Origin of the sequence: Exiguobacterium sp. MH3 (genome assembly GCF_000496635.1) — a bacterium.
GTDB classification, from domain to species: Bacteria; Bacillota; Bacilli; order Exiguobacteriales; family Exiguobacteriaceae; genus Exiguobacterium_A; species Exiguobacterium_A indicum.
This window is the reverse complement of record NC_022794.1, coordinates 1,448,482-1,462,102: the sequence shown is the minus strand read 5'-3', so window position 1 is coordinate 1,462,102 and position 13,621 is coordinate 1,448,482. Positions and strand designations below refer to the sequence as shown.

Here is a 13,621-nt window from a genome sequence, read left to right as displayed (position 1 = left end):
CAACGAAGAGCGCTCCTGTTCATTTTAAGACGTCCCAATTCGAGAAGTGTCGTGCCTCGAGATCGAGTTGCTGTTCCTCGATCCAGCGAAACGCTTCGAGTACGAGCGGTGACGCGTTATCAATCGAGACGTCACTCGCATTGACCCAGCGCGCACCGAGTGAGTCTTGTCCGACGAATTGTTCGGGGATACTAAGCACACCACCCGTCTGTCGGACGAGATAAAAGACAGCGATGTGATGGACTTCTTCGAACTCGCGCCAATCCCACGGAAGCTTGAAGTCCGCGACGCCGATCTGTCGTTCGAGTGCCACTTCGAGCCCTGTCTCTTCCGTGAATTCCCGGCGCATCGCCGTAGCGAGCGTCTCTCCTTCTTCGAGGCTTCCCCCTGGTAAGTCATAGCGATTGATATACGGTCCACCATTCTTGTCGATGACGAGTAAGGCATCCTCCTTCATCAATAATCCATAGACACCAAATGCCCGGTGGCAACGAATCGTCTTCATGTGTCATTCCCCCTTCTCTTCATCTGTTGTAGGACGGTCGGGATGAATGAATCCAAAAAGCCGTCAAACGGAAACTGTTGCTGCGCGATTCGTTCTTGGAGGTTCAGTAACGATGCACGGGCTCGTTCAATCACATCAGTCGGATAATCGTACAATTGTTGGTTCTCTAAAAATTCGTCCTCGTCGACGACCGTCCACACTTCCTCGCGATGGACGAGATCGAGATCCAGATCAATGAACGATAAGGTATTTCCTTGAAGAACTGGCGGTAAGCAAATGTTACAGTAGTACGTCACCTCTCCCGTCCGCTCTAAATCGAGACCGACCGTAAAATCCGCATCAAGCGGATAGAATTCGAGACTATAATTGTCATATGTATAAACCGCTTCGCGACGATGATGCAAAAGAGTCCGCCCGGGCGTATTCGCGACGAGCAGATACGCTTCCGTCTGTTCAAGGACATAGCCGTCCCATGAATAGTGCGGACGTCCATCAAATTTTCGCGCTTCCATCGTGACATGCTGTAGTTCCATTCTCACCCCACTCCTTCCCTAAAGCTCTCTAATTTTACCAAATAAATTTGTTTGAGCAAGTCTTTACCTGAATCTTTAAAATTTTGAGACTCTCTCGTTGACATCCTTTAACAAACTGCTATCGTGAAAGTATCATACTCAAGGATGTGGAACCGATGTTCATTGCCGAGTTGTTATTGAATGCTTGCATCGCCTTCACCGGCTTTTATTTGATCGCCAAAATCATTTATAGTCAACGTCTCGCGTCAAGTAGCTTGAAATCCCTCATCGTCGGTCTTGCGACCGGGCTGCTCGGGGTGCTATTGATGTTTAAGGGGATCGCCGTCAACGAGTCGTTACGGATGGATTTGCGTCATTTACCGCTCGTCCTGCTCGCTTTTTATGGCGTCCGTTCGCCTCTGATCATCGCAACGCTGATCATCGGCTGCTCCCGGTTCTACTTCGGCTGGACACCACAAGCGATCGTCGCGTTTCTTGCAGTCCTTGGTATCAGCACCGGGATGTACTTCATCCATAAACGGTTGCTCCACCGACCATTCTTGCAAAATCTCATCATGAACGTCTGGGCGTTGTTCATGATTACGATTGCCGTCTCGATCAATCTCGGCTTTAGTGACGCCGCTCTTCGTTTGCTCGCTTCGACATGGACGATCGGACTGGCGGTCGGACTGTTATCGAGTCTATTGACGATTGATTTTCAGTTGCTCAACGAACAAGTGCAGCGCTACAAACAATCAGCGGAACTCGATCATTTGACGGGACTGTACAATCGCCGGGTTTGGGACGAACGGACGGCGTTGCTCGAAGAAGAAGGACGTGTCTACAATGTGCTCGCACTCGACATCGACCACTTCAAGCATGTCAACGATACATACGGGCATGCAAACGGGGATCTCGTCTTGCAACAGTTCGCACGGATCTTACAGGAAGAAACGCGTCCGCATGATATCACGGCGCGCATCGGGGGAGAGGAATTCATGGTCCTCATCTATGATTTGACGCCTTCGAAAGTCGCGAAGGTCGCCAACCGAATCCGGGAGCGGATCGCGAACACGCGCTTTCAGCTCGACGGCTTTCCCGCCATCTCGATCACAGCGTCCGTTGGCATCTCCCATGGGAAACACGTCGCTGCTCAGCGGATGAATATCCTTGCCGACGAAGCGTTATATGCCGCCAAGGAACAAGGGCGGAACCGTGTCATTCTGTACGAGGTCGATGCTGAGGCGGCGATGACGACGCAAGACCGTGAACCGGTCCGTTCTTAATCTTTATCATACGCATTCGATTATTGAGTAGACTGCGCTGGATGATGCAAAAACAGATCCTCCATCATCGTCATGCAGACGAGGACGACATGTCACGCAATGCTTCATCCATGCAAAAGAGGACTTACCATGAAACCGGTAAGTCCTCTTTCTTTACGCTTGATCGATTCGCCGAAACTGTAAGCCACGTGCTTTCCACTCCGGTAAGAGTTCTTTCAGCGCCGCGATCGTCTGCATGGGTGCTTGTGGATCCGCACCGAACGTATCCCCATTATCATGGAGCAAGATGATGTCTCCTTCTGACACATTTGATAGCAGCCGTTTGATTTTCGCCTTCCCGCCCTCTAGCTTCCAGTCCTCCGCCATCTTCGACCAGAGAATCATTTCGTAAGAAGGAGGACAGAGGACATCTCCAGCATTGAGTGCGCCCCACGGTGGACGGTAGACCGTCGGACGTTCGCCCGTGATCCGTTCAATGATTGCTGCTGTCCGTTCGATGCCTGTCCGGACTGTCGACGGTCGCATCGACCAGTTCGGTCGATGGACATAATTGTGGATCCCGAGTTGATGCCCTTCTTCGTGCATCCGGTGAATGAGGTCCGGATGTGCTTCTGCTTTATGACCCACGACGAAAAACGTCGCGTGAATGCCTTCTTGTTGTAAGAGATCCAGCAGTTCTGTCGTATAGACAGGATCTGGACCGTCATCGAACGTCAAGGCGATGGATCGTGAGTCCAGTGATTTCGTCACGCGCCATCCGAAGACGCGTGACGCCATATACGGAACGACCGTATAAGCAAGTGTCGCGAGAACTCCCGCTGTGACAAGACGTGAACGCATGTAAACTAACTCCCTTATTATCCATTTACTTTTTGACGACGATCTTGCAGGCAACCCGCAATTCGTTCCGCGAAAAACCGCTGATCGGCCATGACGCAATCATTTTGATACTGCGTGACCGCCTGTTGCCAAGCATGCATGACGTCCGGATTCTCAAGCGTCCGACGGATGACATCCGCGAGTGAATCCGTTTGATTAAAGGAGAACGCAAGCCCTTTCTCCATCAAATACGTACGATTGATCTCTTCTTGCCCCGGTAGGACGTGTTGAATGAACAGCGGAACACGTTTTTCGAATGCTTCGCTGACCGTCACGCCTCCCGGCTTCGTGACGATCGCATCCATCCGTTCATACAGTTGATTCATCTCATCTCGTGAATCGATATAGGCGAGTGGATGAATATGTGGATGACGTCGCGAAGCTAACCGTTTATAGAGCGTCTGATTGTTCCCGCACAAGACATGAAAATCAGCTTCTGCACACTGTTCGATTTGCGTCAGCAACGTCTCGAGTTGACCGAGTCCACCGTTTCCGCCCGCAACCAGAATTTGTTTGCGTGACTGCGTCGAACGAATGATCGAACCACCAAAAATGGCTGGATGGACAGGAATTCCCGTCACGAACAACCGCTCTTCTGGTACGGCATGATGCGCGTGTAATTCCCGCCTCGCCTCACGATTCGGCAACAAGTGATACTCGATGTGCGTCTTTCCCCAGACGCGACTGACGAATAGATCGGTATAGGCATTGATGACGGGTACATCACAAAGGTTTCGTTCCTTCAATTGATTCAAGAGATAAGATGGAAACGCATGCGTACAGATGATGACATCCGGTTGTTCCGTTCGGATGATTCGTAACATCTGTTGTTGGAAATAATGCGACGTCCATCCGGTCGAGCGCGCGTTACTCGAACGCCCGGCAATATGCCGATGATAAAAACGACTATAACCGTTTGAGAAATGTCGGATCCAGTTCAGATAAAACTTCGATGTCACCCATTCCGCGAACGGGCTGATTGTACTGAGTAACTCTACTTCCTTGACTTCAACATCTGGTCCCTGCAATCGTTCGGCGATGGCTTCCGCGACGAGATGATGACCGGATCGCATCCTTAAAAAAGGAAAGATCACTATTTTTTGCATCGTATGTCCACTCCTTCAAACTATCCGCAAAAATCCTTTAAAAAGAAGTATCGCTTAGTCTTCTTTTCCCGCTTGGTTTTTCCCTGAAACGACGCGTTTTTCGAGCCGTTTACGCTTAATCCATTTGACGAGTACACCGAGCAGGAACAATACGAGTAAGGCAAGTCCGAAATACGGTACGACTTCCGGCTTGATATGAAACGTCTTTCCGGCAAAGTGACCGAGTAAGACGAAAGGAACGACCCATAGCGCGGAACCAAGTGCCGACACCCAGAAATACCGACCGAACGGAATTCGCTTCATGCCTGCAAAATACGGATTGATTTGCCGCACGCCCGGAATATAAAGACCGGCGATGATCGTCCGATTAATCCGTCCCATGTAGCCGTTCGACACCCGCTCCCAGCGTTCTCTCGTCAATCCGATGAAACGACCGTATCGTAAGACGGTCGGTCCGAAGAAGCGCCCCGCGCTATATGCCGTCAACATACCGACGAACGTCCCGGCGTATGCCGTTAACATTGAATAAATCAAACGTTCTTCGTTCTGACCACTTAAGATTCCAATCAGGACGAGTAGCGATTCTTCCGGTGCCGGAATCCCGACGATGCCAAAAAATAAAAAGATGAAAATAACGCCATATCCATAGGCATCGAGATACTGGTTGACCGTATCCATGTTCATGTTGTCACGTCCTCTACTGCTGTCTCTCTGTAATGTTTCATCGTCTTCTGACTATGTATTCGTTCCTGTTCATGCAATTCCTTTTTTAGAAAAATTAAAACCCGTTTTCAGCTAAAAATTGACCTGTTCTCGTATCTCTCCTCGTGACAGTTCTCAGTATTTAGGAGATGATGAAGAGAGTGAAGGATATCTCAATAGACATAAAGGAGAATAACGATGAAAGAGACGAAACAGCTGACGATTCGCCCGCTCTCGCCCGAGAGCATTCCACTCGTCAATGAAGCCAACGACGCGTTTCCGATCATCGGACGCATCGTTCCACAGTTTTCCGGTACCGCCTGGTCCTATACGGAAGAACTTTATGAAACAGCTACTGAAACGCATTTCCCAGACGATCGTCTCGATTGGTCTACTTATATTGATCATCAAGATCGTATCGTCCTCCTCGCCTTCTCCGGCACTTCTTGTATCGGTCAGATTCGTCTCGTTCGTGACTGGAACCGTTTCGCCTACATCGAGAATATCGCCGTCAAACAAACGTTTCGTAAACTAGGCGTTGGACACCAACTGCTCGCCGCTGCGACGAAGTGGGCACAGCAACGTGAGTTGATCGGTCTATCCCTTGAAGCACAGGACGATAATCTGATGGCTTGCCGGTTTTACGAGCGGGAAGGCTTCGTGCTTGGTGGAGTCGATAGCCTAAAACAATTCGCCAATCCAGACATCAATCTGACGCTGTATTGGTACAAACTATTTTGAGCAACAAACGGAAAGGACTTATCTCATGGTATCGATCGTAAAGAGCAGTTTCATTTCTGCGATATTGTTTGCTTTCTTGTACGCACTGATTGCTGGGCTTGAGATGGGGAATCCAGCACTATACGGCACGTCCTTTACCGACTTCTTCCTGATTGGTCTACTGTTTGCCGGTCCAGTCATCCTAATCGGCGCACTCTTAACAGAAGGGCTGCCGCGCCTGTTATTCCGTTCTACTATCTCATTCGCACAACGGATCATCCTCAATCAAGTCGTCGCGTTGTTCGCAAGTATCGTCCTCTATCTACTTGTGCAACCCAATCCATTTTCGTTCTATTTTGTCTTGTTCTGTTCTGGAGTAGCATTGGTGTATCTTCTTGTCTCCGAATCAGCACGGAAGTATCCGGCATTCCTCCCCTATCTATTCGGGTGGCTTGCTCGGACCGTCCTCAGCTTCTTTTTATTTCTCCACTTGTTTGGTTCGATGACGATGATGGTGCCGTTTTTGTCCTACACGGAGCAGTTGGTCAATGAACAGTTGGACGCTGTCATGCTACTGTTCTTCAGCAGCATCGCGATGGCTGACTTGCTGTTAGCTGTTCGTTTTACGAAACGTTCGCTACCGTGGACTACGCATCTCCTCGTTCATCAAGGTACGGTCTTCGTGTTTGCTGGCGCATTCATTTTGTTCACTTCGCTTCCTGCAGTATGTTTTACCGGAAACGTAGTCGCTGCCATTTTATATGTAATGGTCACCCGTCTATTCATCGTCATGAAAACCGGGAAGGAGGAACACCATGATCCGTCTGTCATTTCGACTACTGATGACTAATTGGATTTTTTTGATGCTGTATCAACATCTCCCGTCGTCACCGCGGCTTATGCCCGAGACGGACGCTGGGTATTATTCAGGTGTTTTTGAGACATTACTATCGTTTATGATTGTCATCACGGTTGGCGGCATCCTGACTGACGCAATTCGTTACTTCCGCTTCCGAACGCGTCTACTTTCCTTTACATCACATCTCTTCCTGAATCAAGGCATCGCCTTACTTATTGGTGGCATCTTATTAATCGTCTTCAATGGTCTGTTTCAACCGCTCTATTTTCAGGCAATTGCGAGTAGCGCCGCTTTTCTCTATTTTTTGATGACACGTTTGACATTACTATACAAAAACGATTCAGCTGTTTGAAATCAGCCACATTCTTACATTTTTGTTAGGTAAGAATGACAGGCTAGGCACTATACTGAATGTATCGTTCAGTAAAGGAGACATGCCGCATGTTTCGTCAAAAATCAATTTTGTACTTACTCATTTTCTTGTCCTTCGGTTTCGCCTTCGATACGGTCACAGGTTCGTCTCTCATTCCATTCATCGAACCCCTTCACCAATTGATCGTTTCACTTGCGCTGACGATCACGACCGCCTGTTTGTCACTGTTCTTTCTGTTCTACCATGGCGTTCGTCCGCATCTTGAATTATTGATCGTCCTCCCCTTTTTGATTTTGACGAGCGGCATCATGTTCTTCTTCGTCTTCTTGAACGCAATGACTGTCATCTAACGTCACCAAAAAGCCCGTCTTCTTCAAGGAGACGGGCTTTGGTCGGCAAAATATGTAGATCACGGTTTGGCGTTAAGCTCCAGCAACGGATCACTTTCACTCGGCCAATTGATTTGTCCCTCGTAATGATCCTCGATCGTCGCGACCGGTTTCGAACGTTCGAACCGGGACGGTTGCGTCGACGTCGTACAGACGATCAAGACAGCTAACAGACTGATGATACTAAAAACTCGTCGCATCATGATTTATACTCCTTTAGTCGTTTCTATCCTCATATTAAACAAACTATGCTATTATGCCATCCGTCCTCCGCTGTATCTCTCGCTCCGCCCATTAAAAAAGACCGACTACGTAAGTCGGTCTTACACCATCACCCTTGTTCGCCAACGACCGAGAACCGCTCGTTGAGATGTTGCGCGTTTTCTAGCTCATCGACTACAGCGATGGCGTAATCCGCGTAACTGATGTAGCTTTCCCCTTTTGCGTTTAGAATCATCTGCTCGCCGCCGATCGTATACGTTCCTGTTCGTTGACCGCTCGGATCAAAGAATCCAGCGGGGCTGAGATACGTCCACGTCACGTCGTGTTGCCCTTGCAGTTCGATCAAGTTTTTCCCCATGTTCGAAGCTGTCGGATAATACGCTTCCGGGAAATCCGGTGTTTCCATGACACGTACTGTATGCTCGGCATCAACGAATAGGCTTCCCGCACCACCGACAACGAATAGTCGTGTCTTACTTCCTGCTAACACGTTGATTAAATGACGTCCGACTTCGATATGTTTCGTTTCCTCACCCGGTGCTGCGTTAAACGCATTGACGATGGCGTCAAATCCGTTCAGATCGTCTTTCGTCAGCGCAAGCACATCACGCTCGAGAATCGTGACGTCTGCGGTCACTTTTGCCGCGTTACGGACGATTGCCGTGACGTCATGTCCGCGTTTGATTGCTTCTTGTAAAATCAACTGCCCTGCTTTTCCTGTTGCGCCGATGATTCCGATGTTCATGATGATTCCTCCTTTTGATATGTAACTATATTGATTACATGTAACCAATATAGTTACAAACACTTTATTTGTCAACAGTGTTGTTCCTATTCCCCGTTTCTTGCCAAATGAACGATACAGCGTATAATGAGAGAACAAAGTTTTTAAGAAGGAGGGTCATCCGTTGGCCATCAGTACTCGTTTTTCCGTCGGCATCCATATTCTCTCGTTGATCGCAACCGACGAGAAGATGACATCCGACTTGATTGCTGGCAGCGTCAATACGAATCCGGTCGTCATCCGTAAAATCATGAGCATGTTGAAAAAAGCTGATTTGATTGAGGTCCGTCCGGGTGTCGCTGGTGCGCGACTCGCCCGCCCGTTGTCTCGCATTACGCTGCTTGACGTCTATCACGCCGTTGCTGTCGTTCCGGATAAGGAACTGTTCGGCGTCCATGCTGCACCGAATCCAGATTGCCCAGTCGGACGAAACATCCAATCGACGGTCACACCAATCTTTGAGCTCGCACAATCCGCGCTTGAAAAGGTACTCGCTCACGTCACTCTAGATGATATCGTCAGTGAAATCGAACAAAAAGAAGCATCGTCCTCATAAGGGCGATGTTTTTTTGTCATATATACATTGCATATGTCATCTATATATGACATACTAACTGAGGGAATATTTGTAAAGGAGTGGATAGGTATGTCTACATCGTTGAGTCCGATGAAACAACTTCGCATGCAGCAAGGCTTAACACAAGGTCAACTAGCAGAGAAAGTACACGTCACGCGACAAACGATCGCCTTGATTGAAGCGAATAAGTTCAATCCGAGTCTTAGACTTTGTTTAGATATCGCACACGCCTTAGAAACGGATTTAAATACATTATTTTGGGAGGAACAGCATGAGTAAGTGGTTAGAATTCTTTGGTATCAAAAAAGAAACGGATGAACGGGTTCAACAACAGGGGACAAAAGTGTTTTTCGAAGCAGGAATCTTCGTCTTCTGCATAGCGATACTCGATATCATCGTACGCGGGATGGTGTTAGATCGTCCGATGGCTGAGTGGGGGTTTAGCTTTTTCATAATAGGAGCATATCTTGTGTATGGCATCATTCGAATGGCGTTCGCTGGAGTATACGATCAAGATATTTATGATGAGACATCCTTTAAGAAGAAAATGAGAAAACACACGTTAGAACATTTAATGATCAGCTTATTCTTATCGATCATCACGACGGTTCATGATGGTTTGCCACATGATCTAATGGGATGGATGGAGATCCCTGTTAAGTTTTGTTGTGCTTTCCTAGCAATGCAGTTGGTTGAATGGGTCTTATCTCGTATCTCACTTCGAAAAATCAAGAAAGAACTTCAATAATACATGAATACATAATGAAACGCATCGTCCTATACAGGATGATGCGTTTTACATTACATGAACCATTGATACAGTAGATATCCTCCACCGAGGACGACAAGCACCGCGAGCATCTCTAGACCACGCATTCCGTCGTTTTGCCCACGGGGTACGGCACTACCGAGACCTTGATCGACACCATCGCGGAGATGATCGAGTGATTGTTTCTTTTCATGTTTGAAGCGAGACATATAAACGACCCCCTTTTTACATATTGTACCATTCTATATTCACCTTGCAGTACATTTTGTCAAAAAGAATCCGTGGTAGTGCTTATCTTACATTCAATTCGTTTCTCTATTCATTTCGAAGCAATTTCATGAACCCCATCTTTTCAGCGATCAAAACATCCTGCTCGAAGCGTTTGATGGAACGTTCCGTCGATTGATCGTCAATCAAATTCGGATGACCAAAGCATACATTTAAGATCGAATTAAGTTTCTCTGCCTCACTGCCGATGAAGTAGTGAGACATATAGGTATCGTCTTCTGATGCGATGACGACGAATGTCGCCATATCAAGCACTCCATCGACGCCTTCTACTGTCATGAGTTTGTCGTTCGCAGATGCATTCTGAAAGTCATACGATTCGATGGAGGCAATCCTACCTTGCAACAGATCAAGAATTGATTTTCGGTAGACACAATAGACTCCAACAATCGTTTCAATGGGTGGAACGAATGGATCTTCGAGGATCGTGATCCATCGCTCGTCGTCTTGATTCAGGCGGATGGCATGTAAGTGATTAACTAATAATTGATCAATGACGTTCACGTTCGTCGGTTGGATCGATTTAAAATCATATACAGGCAAGTCTTCTCCCCCGTTCGTTTAGTCGATGATTGTATCCTTCCCTTCTGCGCGTAACCGCTGCAGGGATGCTTTCATCGTCTCAATCTCTTCATCGGTATGTCGTTCCCACGTTCCGAGTTCAGCGATGATCTTCACGGGTTCCGTCGAACGATACGACCGGGTCGGATTGCCTTGGATACGCTGGTTCGTCAAGTTCGGATCATCCTCATACGCTCCGAGTGGCTCAACGAGGTAGATACGTTCCGGAGCATCAGATTGTGCGAGCTCCGCGCCCCACTTCGCTGCATCAAGTGTTGCCGTGAAATAGACGTGCTGGAGCGGTCGTTCACGAAAATTCGATGCATGCCCTGGTTTCAATTTGTCACCGATTTGCAACGTGGCTTTCGTGCCATGGAAAAACGGACCTTCGACTGGTTTCATATGCTCGCCTCCTGACTGGATACATTCAGTATAGACAGTCAATTCATTCAGGTGTAGTCTGTTTTAAAATGAAATTTCACGGTATACTTATAGCAAAGGAAGAGCATTTGTCGTCAGATTGTAACTCGTTTTTTGTCTGGCCATCAGGCATGATAGGAATAGTCATTTTACATACCCTATAGGAGGTCATCCGTTTAACGTGAAGTTCTTTAAAGCTTTAGCGAAAACCGAAGAGGCTGTCTGGATTCCAGAAGCCGAGTGGCAAACCGTTTGTGAGCAAGAAGGACTGACCGTGCCGCATCATCCGCAGGAACAATTCGTTGGTCTCGCGTACAACAATCAGCGGCAAGTCGTCGAAGTCACGCGTAATTTACGTCCACCAGCTCTCAGTTATTACGTCACGATTCTAGAACCACCCCATAGTCGATCCCTTATTTCAAAACGTTCGTTCTTAACCGTGCTTCATGAACGAACGAAGCGCACATCCCTCACCGAATACGGTACATTCTGTTTACTTGAGATCAACGTTCGGGAAGAAGGACTCGGCGAGCGTGGTCTGTTACTTGAGTCGTTGATTCATGACATCGAAAAAAAGTACACTCATTACGCGATTCGTGGCGATTATGCGACAATCACCTTACAAGGACGCGTCTCAGATCAATGTTTTACGAAATATGGATTCCAGTTAACGGATTCCTATCTCACGCTTTCGAATGGGATTCCTTCCTGAACCGACCTGACACGTTCAGGTCTTTTTTTGTACAGTTCCTAGGTAATGATGGGAAGTGATGGGTTTGCGTTCAAACTAGTAGCACTACATATTTTTAATATGGTATGGTAAAAGTAATTCATCAGCAGTACATTCTACATTTAAGAGGTTCCTCATGACAATAATGACAGAGACATACCCCATGACATGCTGGCAGACGATTTCGACGTATCACAACCAACAAATCAAGCACGTCAATGCGTTCTTGAAACAATGGGATCTCTCCCATACGAATCTTGAAGTATTGCGTTGCCTACAGACAACCTCATGCACGAGCCAGAAGGAAATCGCGGAACGGATCCAAGTGACCGATGGCACGATTTCACACGGAATCAAACGCTTATTCGATCGGCAACTTATCACCCGTAAGCGCAAATGGAAGACGAACTATTTGCTCTTGACGGAAAAAGGAACAGCCATTCTGCAAGAAGTGTTGCCTGCCTATGAACGTTTTCAACAGGAACAATTCGCCGCTTTGACGGCTCGACAACAGGAAGAATTAATCCGTTTCTTCGATAAGCTCAATCCTGCGTGACAGAAGAGGAGGAAAAATCATGACCTTCACATTCGAATCTTCAATGCAACATTGGAACGCCATTCAGCGGATCCATTCTCGTTATTCGAAAGAAGTCAACGATGTATTGAAACCAAAAGGACTCTCAAAATCCCAATTCGATTTATTGATGACCTTGTATCATCAAGAGAGTGCGACACAAAAATCACTTGAACGCACGCTCGAACTCTCAAGCGGTGCCATTTCGCAAACGGTAAAGAAGTTACTCGCGGAACACCTCGTCATCCGAAAACGAATCAACCGGGAAAAACGGATTCTCTTGACGGAAGATGGTGCAGCGCTGATTCAAACGTCAGCTCCCGAGATCGAAGAGATTGATGATCGTTATTTCCGTGCCTTTACATCAAAGGACCACGAGACGTTCGACCAATTGCTCCATAAGATGCAAAGCGATCATTTTTGATCGTACTTCCGATAACCGCGGACTCTTTTCTATCGAGGCGTCCGCGTTTTTTACATAGAGACACTAAAACAAGGGAGTAACAGAGATGACACATAGAGACGTATTATTGGAACGATTAGACGCAATCGGGCAAACGATTGCACAAACAGATGATGCGCTTGTCCTGCTCGGACTAGGTTCAGTCGGTCAAGAACTTGAACGACTCGATGACTATTCGGACTTAGACTTTTTCGTCATCGCAAAGCCCGGTAAAAAGGCTCGATTCATCGAGCAACTCGACTGGTTAGAAAACACATACCCTTTACACTTTCAATTTCAAAATACGCAGGATGGACATAAAGTCATGTTTGACGACGGTATCTACGCCGAATTCGCGATCTTCGAACTAGATGAACTTTCTGAAATTGCATTTTCCGCTGGTCGTATCGTGTGGTGCGATCCTTCCTTCGACGCGTTTGAACGCTTAGTCCCACAACCACGTAACAGTTCGAGCGAACATCCATCCGTCGATTACGCCATCCATGAAGCACTGACGAACCTATATGTCGGGCTCTGTCGCGAAGCACGTGGTGAAACCTTATCAGCTTTCCGTTTGATTCAACAATTTGCCGTTGGTCAATTGTTACACGTTCTGTCCTCATTTGAAAAAGAGGAAGCGACATCTGTTGATCCGTTTGCTCCGGAACGTCGGATTGAGCAACGTTTCCCAGAAATGGTCAACCGATTCTCAGAGATGATGCCAGGCTATTCGCATAATAAAACGGCTGCACTAGTGATCCTCGATTACATCGAACAGATTCATCCTGTCTCCCCTGCCATGTCAAACGCGATCCGTTCACTCGCTTAAATGATGTCTTCTAAAAAATACGTCCGGATGTCCTAAGTCATAGGAAATCCGGACGTATTGCGTTTAAGATGAATCCACTTCAAAAGAATACTTC

General features: G+C 47.3%; 22 protein-coding genes. 12 read left to right on the top strand and 10 right to left on the bottom strand.

The genetic code is table 11. The features are described from left to right. Positions 1-19 precede the first annotated feature (19 nt). Both U719_RS07660 and U719_RS07655 read right to left on the bottom strand, forming a co-directional pair. Complete coding sequence (locus U719_RS07660; protein WP_023468180.1) at positions 20-505, bottom strand: NUDIX hydrolase; 486 nt, start codon at positions 503-505, stop codon at positions 20-22. Continuing rightward, positions 502-1,038 (bottom strand): DUF402 domain-containing protein, encoded by a 537-nt coding sequence (locus U719_RS07655; RefSeq protein ID WP_023468179.1) that lies wholly within the window; start codon positions 1,036-1,038, stop codon positions 502-504. The genes U719_RS07660 and U719_RS07655 overlap by 4 nt, the downstream gene beginning before the upstream one ends. Positions 1,039-1,193: 155 nt before the next feature. Here U719_RS07655 and U719_RS07650 point away from each other — a divergent pair, with 155 nt between their 5' ends. Then, complete coding sequence (locus U719_RS07650) at positions 1,194-2,303, top strand: GGDEF domain-containing protein (protein ID WP_041255093.1); 1,110 nt, start codon at positions 1,194-1,196, stop codon at positions 2,301-2,303. 153 nt (positions 2,304-2,456) lie between these two features. On the opposite strand, the gene U719_RS07645 is transcribed toward U719_RS07650, so the two are convergent. From U719_RS07645 to U719_RS07635, 3 genes are read right to left on the bottom strand one after another with little or no spacing between them, the layout of a single operon-like run. Continuing rightward, entirely contained in the window at positions 2,457-3,143 is a 687-nt protein-coding gene (locus U719_RS07645) for a polysaccharide deacetylase family protein (RefSeq protein ID WP_023468177.1), read from the bottom strand. A gap of 17 nt (positions 3,144-3,160) precedes the next feature. After that, positions 3,161-4,288 (bottom strand): glycosyltransferase, encoded by a 1,128-nt coding sequence (locus U719_RS07640; protein WP_023468176.1) that lies wholly within the window; start codon positions 4,286-4,288, stop codon positions 3,161-3,163. Between the two features lie 54 nt (positions 4,289-4,342). After that, on the bottom strand, positions 4,343-4,972 hold the full coding sequence (locus U719_RS07635; RefSeq protein ID WP_023468175.1) for a DedA family protein: 630 nt from the start codon (positions 4,970-4,972) through the stop codon (positions 4,343-4,345). A gap of 216 nt (positions 4,973-5,188) precedes the next feature. On the opposite strand from U719_RS07635, the gene U719_RS07630 reads away from it, so the two are divergent. The 4 genes from U719_RS07630 to U719_RS07615 all read left to right on the top strand — a co-directional run bounded on the left by U719_RS07630 (position 5,189) and on the right by U719_RS07615 (position 7,292). Next, positions 5,189-5,731 (top strand): GNAT family N-acetyltransferase, encoded by a 543-nt coding sequence (locus U719_RS07630; RefSeq protein WP_023468174.1) that lies wholly within the window; start codon positions 5,189-5,191, stop codon positions 5,729-5,731. Between the two features lie 25 nt (positions 5,732-5,756). Further along, positions 5,757-6,560: a hypothetical protein gene (locus tag U719_RS07625; RefSeq protein WP_023468173.1), complete on the top strand. Its 804-nt coding sequence runs from the start codon at positions 5,757-5,759 to the stop codon at positions 6,558-6,560. Further along, the gene (locus tag U719_RS07620; protein ID WP_158408694.1) at positions 6,553-6,921 is read left to right on the top strand and encodes a hypothetical protein; all 369 of its coding nucleotides are present in this window, start codon (positions 6,553-6,555) and stop codon (positions 6,919-6,921) included. Before U719_RS07625 ends, U719_RS07620 begins: the two co-directional genes overlap by 8 nt. 89 nt (positions 6,922-7,010) lie before the next feature. Beyond that, entirely contained in the window at positions 7,011-7,292 is a 282-nt protein-coding gene (locus U719_RS07615; RefSeq protein ID WP_023468171.1) for a hypothetical protein, read from the top strand. 59 nt (positions 7,293-7,351) lie between these two features. On the opposite strand, the gene U719_RS07610 is transcribed toward U719_RS07615, so the two are convergent. Then, the gene (locus U719_RS07610) at positions 7,352-7,534 is read right to left on the bottom strand and encodes a hypothetical protein (RefSeq protein ID WP_023468170.1); all 183 of its coding nucleotides are present in this window, start codon (positions 7,532-7,534) and stop codon (positions 7,352-7,354) included. Between the two features lie 128 nt (positions 7,535-7,662). Next, positions 7,663-8,298, bottom strand: coding sequence for an NAD(P)-dependent oxidoreductase (locus tag U719_RS07605; RefSeq protein ID WP_023468169.1), 636 nt, complete (start codon positions 8,296-8,298; stop codon positions 7,663-7,665). Between the two features lie 163 nt (positions 8,299-8,461). Here U719_RS07605 and U719_RS07600 point away from each other — a divergent pair, with 163 nt between their 5' ends. The 3 genes from U719_RS07600 (at position 8,462) to U719_RS07590 (ending at position 9,662) form a co-directional block, all read left to right on the top strand. Next, a complete protein-coding gene (locus tag U719_RS07600) occupies positions 8,462-8,893 on the top strand; it encodes an Rrf2 family transcriptional regulator (protein ID WP_023468168.1) in 432 nt (143 codons plus the stop codon). A 90-nt stretch (positions 8,894-8,983) separates the two neighbouring features. Beyond that, positions 8,984-9,193, top strand: coding sequence for a helix-turn-helix transcriptional regulator (locus U719_RS07595; protein WP_023468167.1), 210 nt, complete (start codon positions 8,984-8,986; stop codon positions 9,191-9,193). Beyond that, positions 9,186-9,662 (top strand): DUF6773 family protein, encoded by a 477-nt coding sequence (locus tag U719_RS07590; RefSeq protein WP_023468166.1) that lies wholly within the window; start codon positions 9,186-9,188, stop codon positions 9,660-9,662. Before U719_RS07595 ends, U719_RS07590 begins: the two co-directional genes overlap by 8 nt. Positions 9,663-9,715: 53 nt before the next feature. Here the strand turns inward: U719_RS07590 and U719_RS16830 are convergent, their stop codons facing one another. The 3 genes from U719_RS16830 to arr all read right to left on the bottom strand — a co-directional run bounded on the left by U719_RS16830 (position 9,716) and on the right by arr (position 10,934). Continuing rightward, the gene (locus U719_RS16830; protein ID WP_023468165.1) at positions 9,716-9,892 is read right to left on the bottom strand and encodes a hypothetical protein; all 177 of its coding nucleotides are present in this window, start codon (positions 9,890-9,892) and stop codon (positions 9,716-9,718) included. 106 nt (positions 9,893-9,998) lie between these two features. Further along, positions 9,999-10,514 carry a hypothetical protein gene (locus tag U719_RS07585; RefSeq protein WP_023468164.1) on the bottom strand — a complete coding sequence of 172 codons (516 nt, stop codon included), beginning with the start codon at positions 10,512-10,514 and terminating at the stop codon, positions 9,999-10,001. Between the two features lie 18 nt (positions 10,515-10,532). Next, positions 10,533-10,934, bottom strand: coding sequence for an NAD(+)--rifampin ADP-ribosyltransferase (arr, locus tag U719_RS07580; protein WP_023468163.1), 402 nt, complete (start codon positions 10,932-10,934; stop codon positions 10,533-10,535). A gap of 199 nt (positions 10,935-11,133) precedes the next feature. On the opposite strand from arr, the gene U719_RS07575 reads away from it, so the two are divergent. The 4 genes from U719_RS07575 to U719_RS07560 all read left to right on the top strand — a co-directional run bounded on the left by U719_RS07575 (position 11,134) and on the right by U719_RS07560 (position 13,527). Next, positions 11,134-11,664, top strand: a complete 531-nt coding sequence (locus U719_RS07575; RefSeq protein WP_023468162.1) for a hypothetical protein — start codon at positions 11,134-11,136, stop codon at positions 11,662-11,664. A 154-nt stretch (positions 11,665-11,818) separates the two neighbouring features. After that, positions 11,819-12,238, top strand: a complete 420-nt coding sequence (locus tag U719_RS07570; RefSeq protein WP_023468161.1) for a MarR family winged helix-turn-helix transcriptional regulator — start codon at positions 11,819-11,821, stop codon at positions 12,236-12,238. Positions 12,239-12,281: 43 nt separating this feature from the next. Next, the gene (locus U719_RS07565) at positions 12,282-12,680 is read left to right on the top strand and encodes a MarR family winged helix-turn-helix transcriptional regulator (RefSeq protein WP_158408693.1); all 399 of its coding nucleotides are present in this window, start codon (positions 12,282-12,284) and stop codon (positions 12,678-12,680) included. An 85-nt stretch (positions 12,681-12,765) separates the two neighbouring features. Continuing rightward, a complete protein-coding gene (locus tag U719_RS07560; protein ID WP_041255089.1) occupies positions 12,766-13,527 on the top strand; it encodes a hypothetical protein in 762 nt (253 codons plus the stop codon). The last annotated feature ends 94 nt before the right edge of the window (positions 13,528-13,621 follow it).

Bases quoted from the DNA above. Each gene is read 5' to 3' on its own strand.
- U719_RS07660 (WP_023468180.1), bottom strand. From the start codon at position 505: ATGAAGACGATTCGTTGCCACCGGGCATTTGGTGTCTATGGATTATTG.
- U719_RS07655 (WP_023468179.1), bottom strand. From the start codon at position 1,038: ATGGAACTACAGCATGTCACGATGGAAGCGCGAAAATTTGATGGACGT.
- U719_RS07650 (WP_041255093.1), top strand. From the start codon at position 1,194: ATGTTCATTGCCGAGTTGTTATTGAATGCTTGCATCGCCTTCACCGGC.
- U719_RS07645 (WP_023468177.1), bottom strand. From the start codon at position 3,143: ATGCGTTCACGTCTTGTCACAGCGGGAGTTCTCGCGACACTTGCTTAT.
- U719_RS07640 (WP_023468176.1), bottom strand. From the start codon at position 4,288: ATGCAAAAAATAGTGATCTTTCCTTTTTTAAGGATGCGATCCGGTCAT.
- U719_RS07635 (WP_023468175.1), bottom strand. From the start codon at position 4,972: ATGAACATGGATACGGTCAACCAGTATCTCGATGCCTATGGATATGGC.
- U719_RS07630 (WP_023468174.1), top strand. From the start codon at position 5,189: ATGAAAGAGACGAAACAGCTGACGATTCGCCCGCTCTCGCCCGAGAGC.
- U719_RS07625 (WP_023468173.1), top strand. From the start codon at position 5,757: ATGGTATCGATCGTAAAGAGCAGTTTCATTTCTGCGATATTGTTTGCT.
- U719_RS07620 (WP_158408694.1), top strand. From the start codon at position 6,553: ATGACTAATTGGATTTTTTTGATGCTGTATCAACATCTCCCGTCGTCA.
- U719_RS07615 (WP_023468171.1), top strand. From the start codon at position 7,011: ATGTTTCGTCAAAAATCAATTTTGTACTTACTCATTTTCTTGTCCTTC.
- U719_RS07610 (WP_023468170.1), bottom strand. From the start codon at position 7,534: ATGATGCGACGAGTTTTTAGTATCATCAGTCTGTTAGCTGTCTTGATC.
- U719_RS07605 (WP_023468169.1), bottom strand. From the start codon at position 8,298: ATGAACATCGGAATCATCGGCGCAACAGGAAAAGCAGGGCAGTTGATT.
- U719_RS07595 (WP_023468167.1), top strand. From the start codon at position 8,984: ATGTCTACATCGTTGAGTCCGATGAAACAACTTCGCATGCAGCAAGGC.
- U719_RS07590 (WP_023468166.1), top strand. From the start codon at position 9,186: ATGAGTAAGTGGTTAGAATTCTTTGGTATCAAAAAAGAAACGGATGAA.
- U719_RS16830 (WP_023468165.1), bottom strand. From the start codon at position 9,892: ATGTCTCGCTTCAAACATGAAAAGAAACAATCACTCGATCATCTCCGC.
- arr (WP_023468163.1), bottom strand. From the start codon at position 10,934: ATGAAACCAGTCGAAGGTCCGTTTTTCCATGGCACGAAAGCCACGTTG.
- U719_RS07570 (WP_023468161.1), top strand. From the start codon at position 11,819: ATGACAATAATGACAGAGACATACCCCATGACATGCTGGCAGACGATT.
- U719_RS07565 (WP_158408693.1), top strand. From the start codon at position 12,282: ATGCAACATTGGAACGCCATTCAGCGGATCCATTCTCGTTATTCGAAA.
- U719_RS07560 (WP_041255089.1), top strand. From the start codon at position 12,766: ATGACACATAGAGACGTATTATTGGAACGATTAGACGCAATCGGGCAA.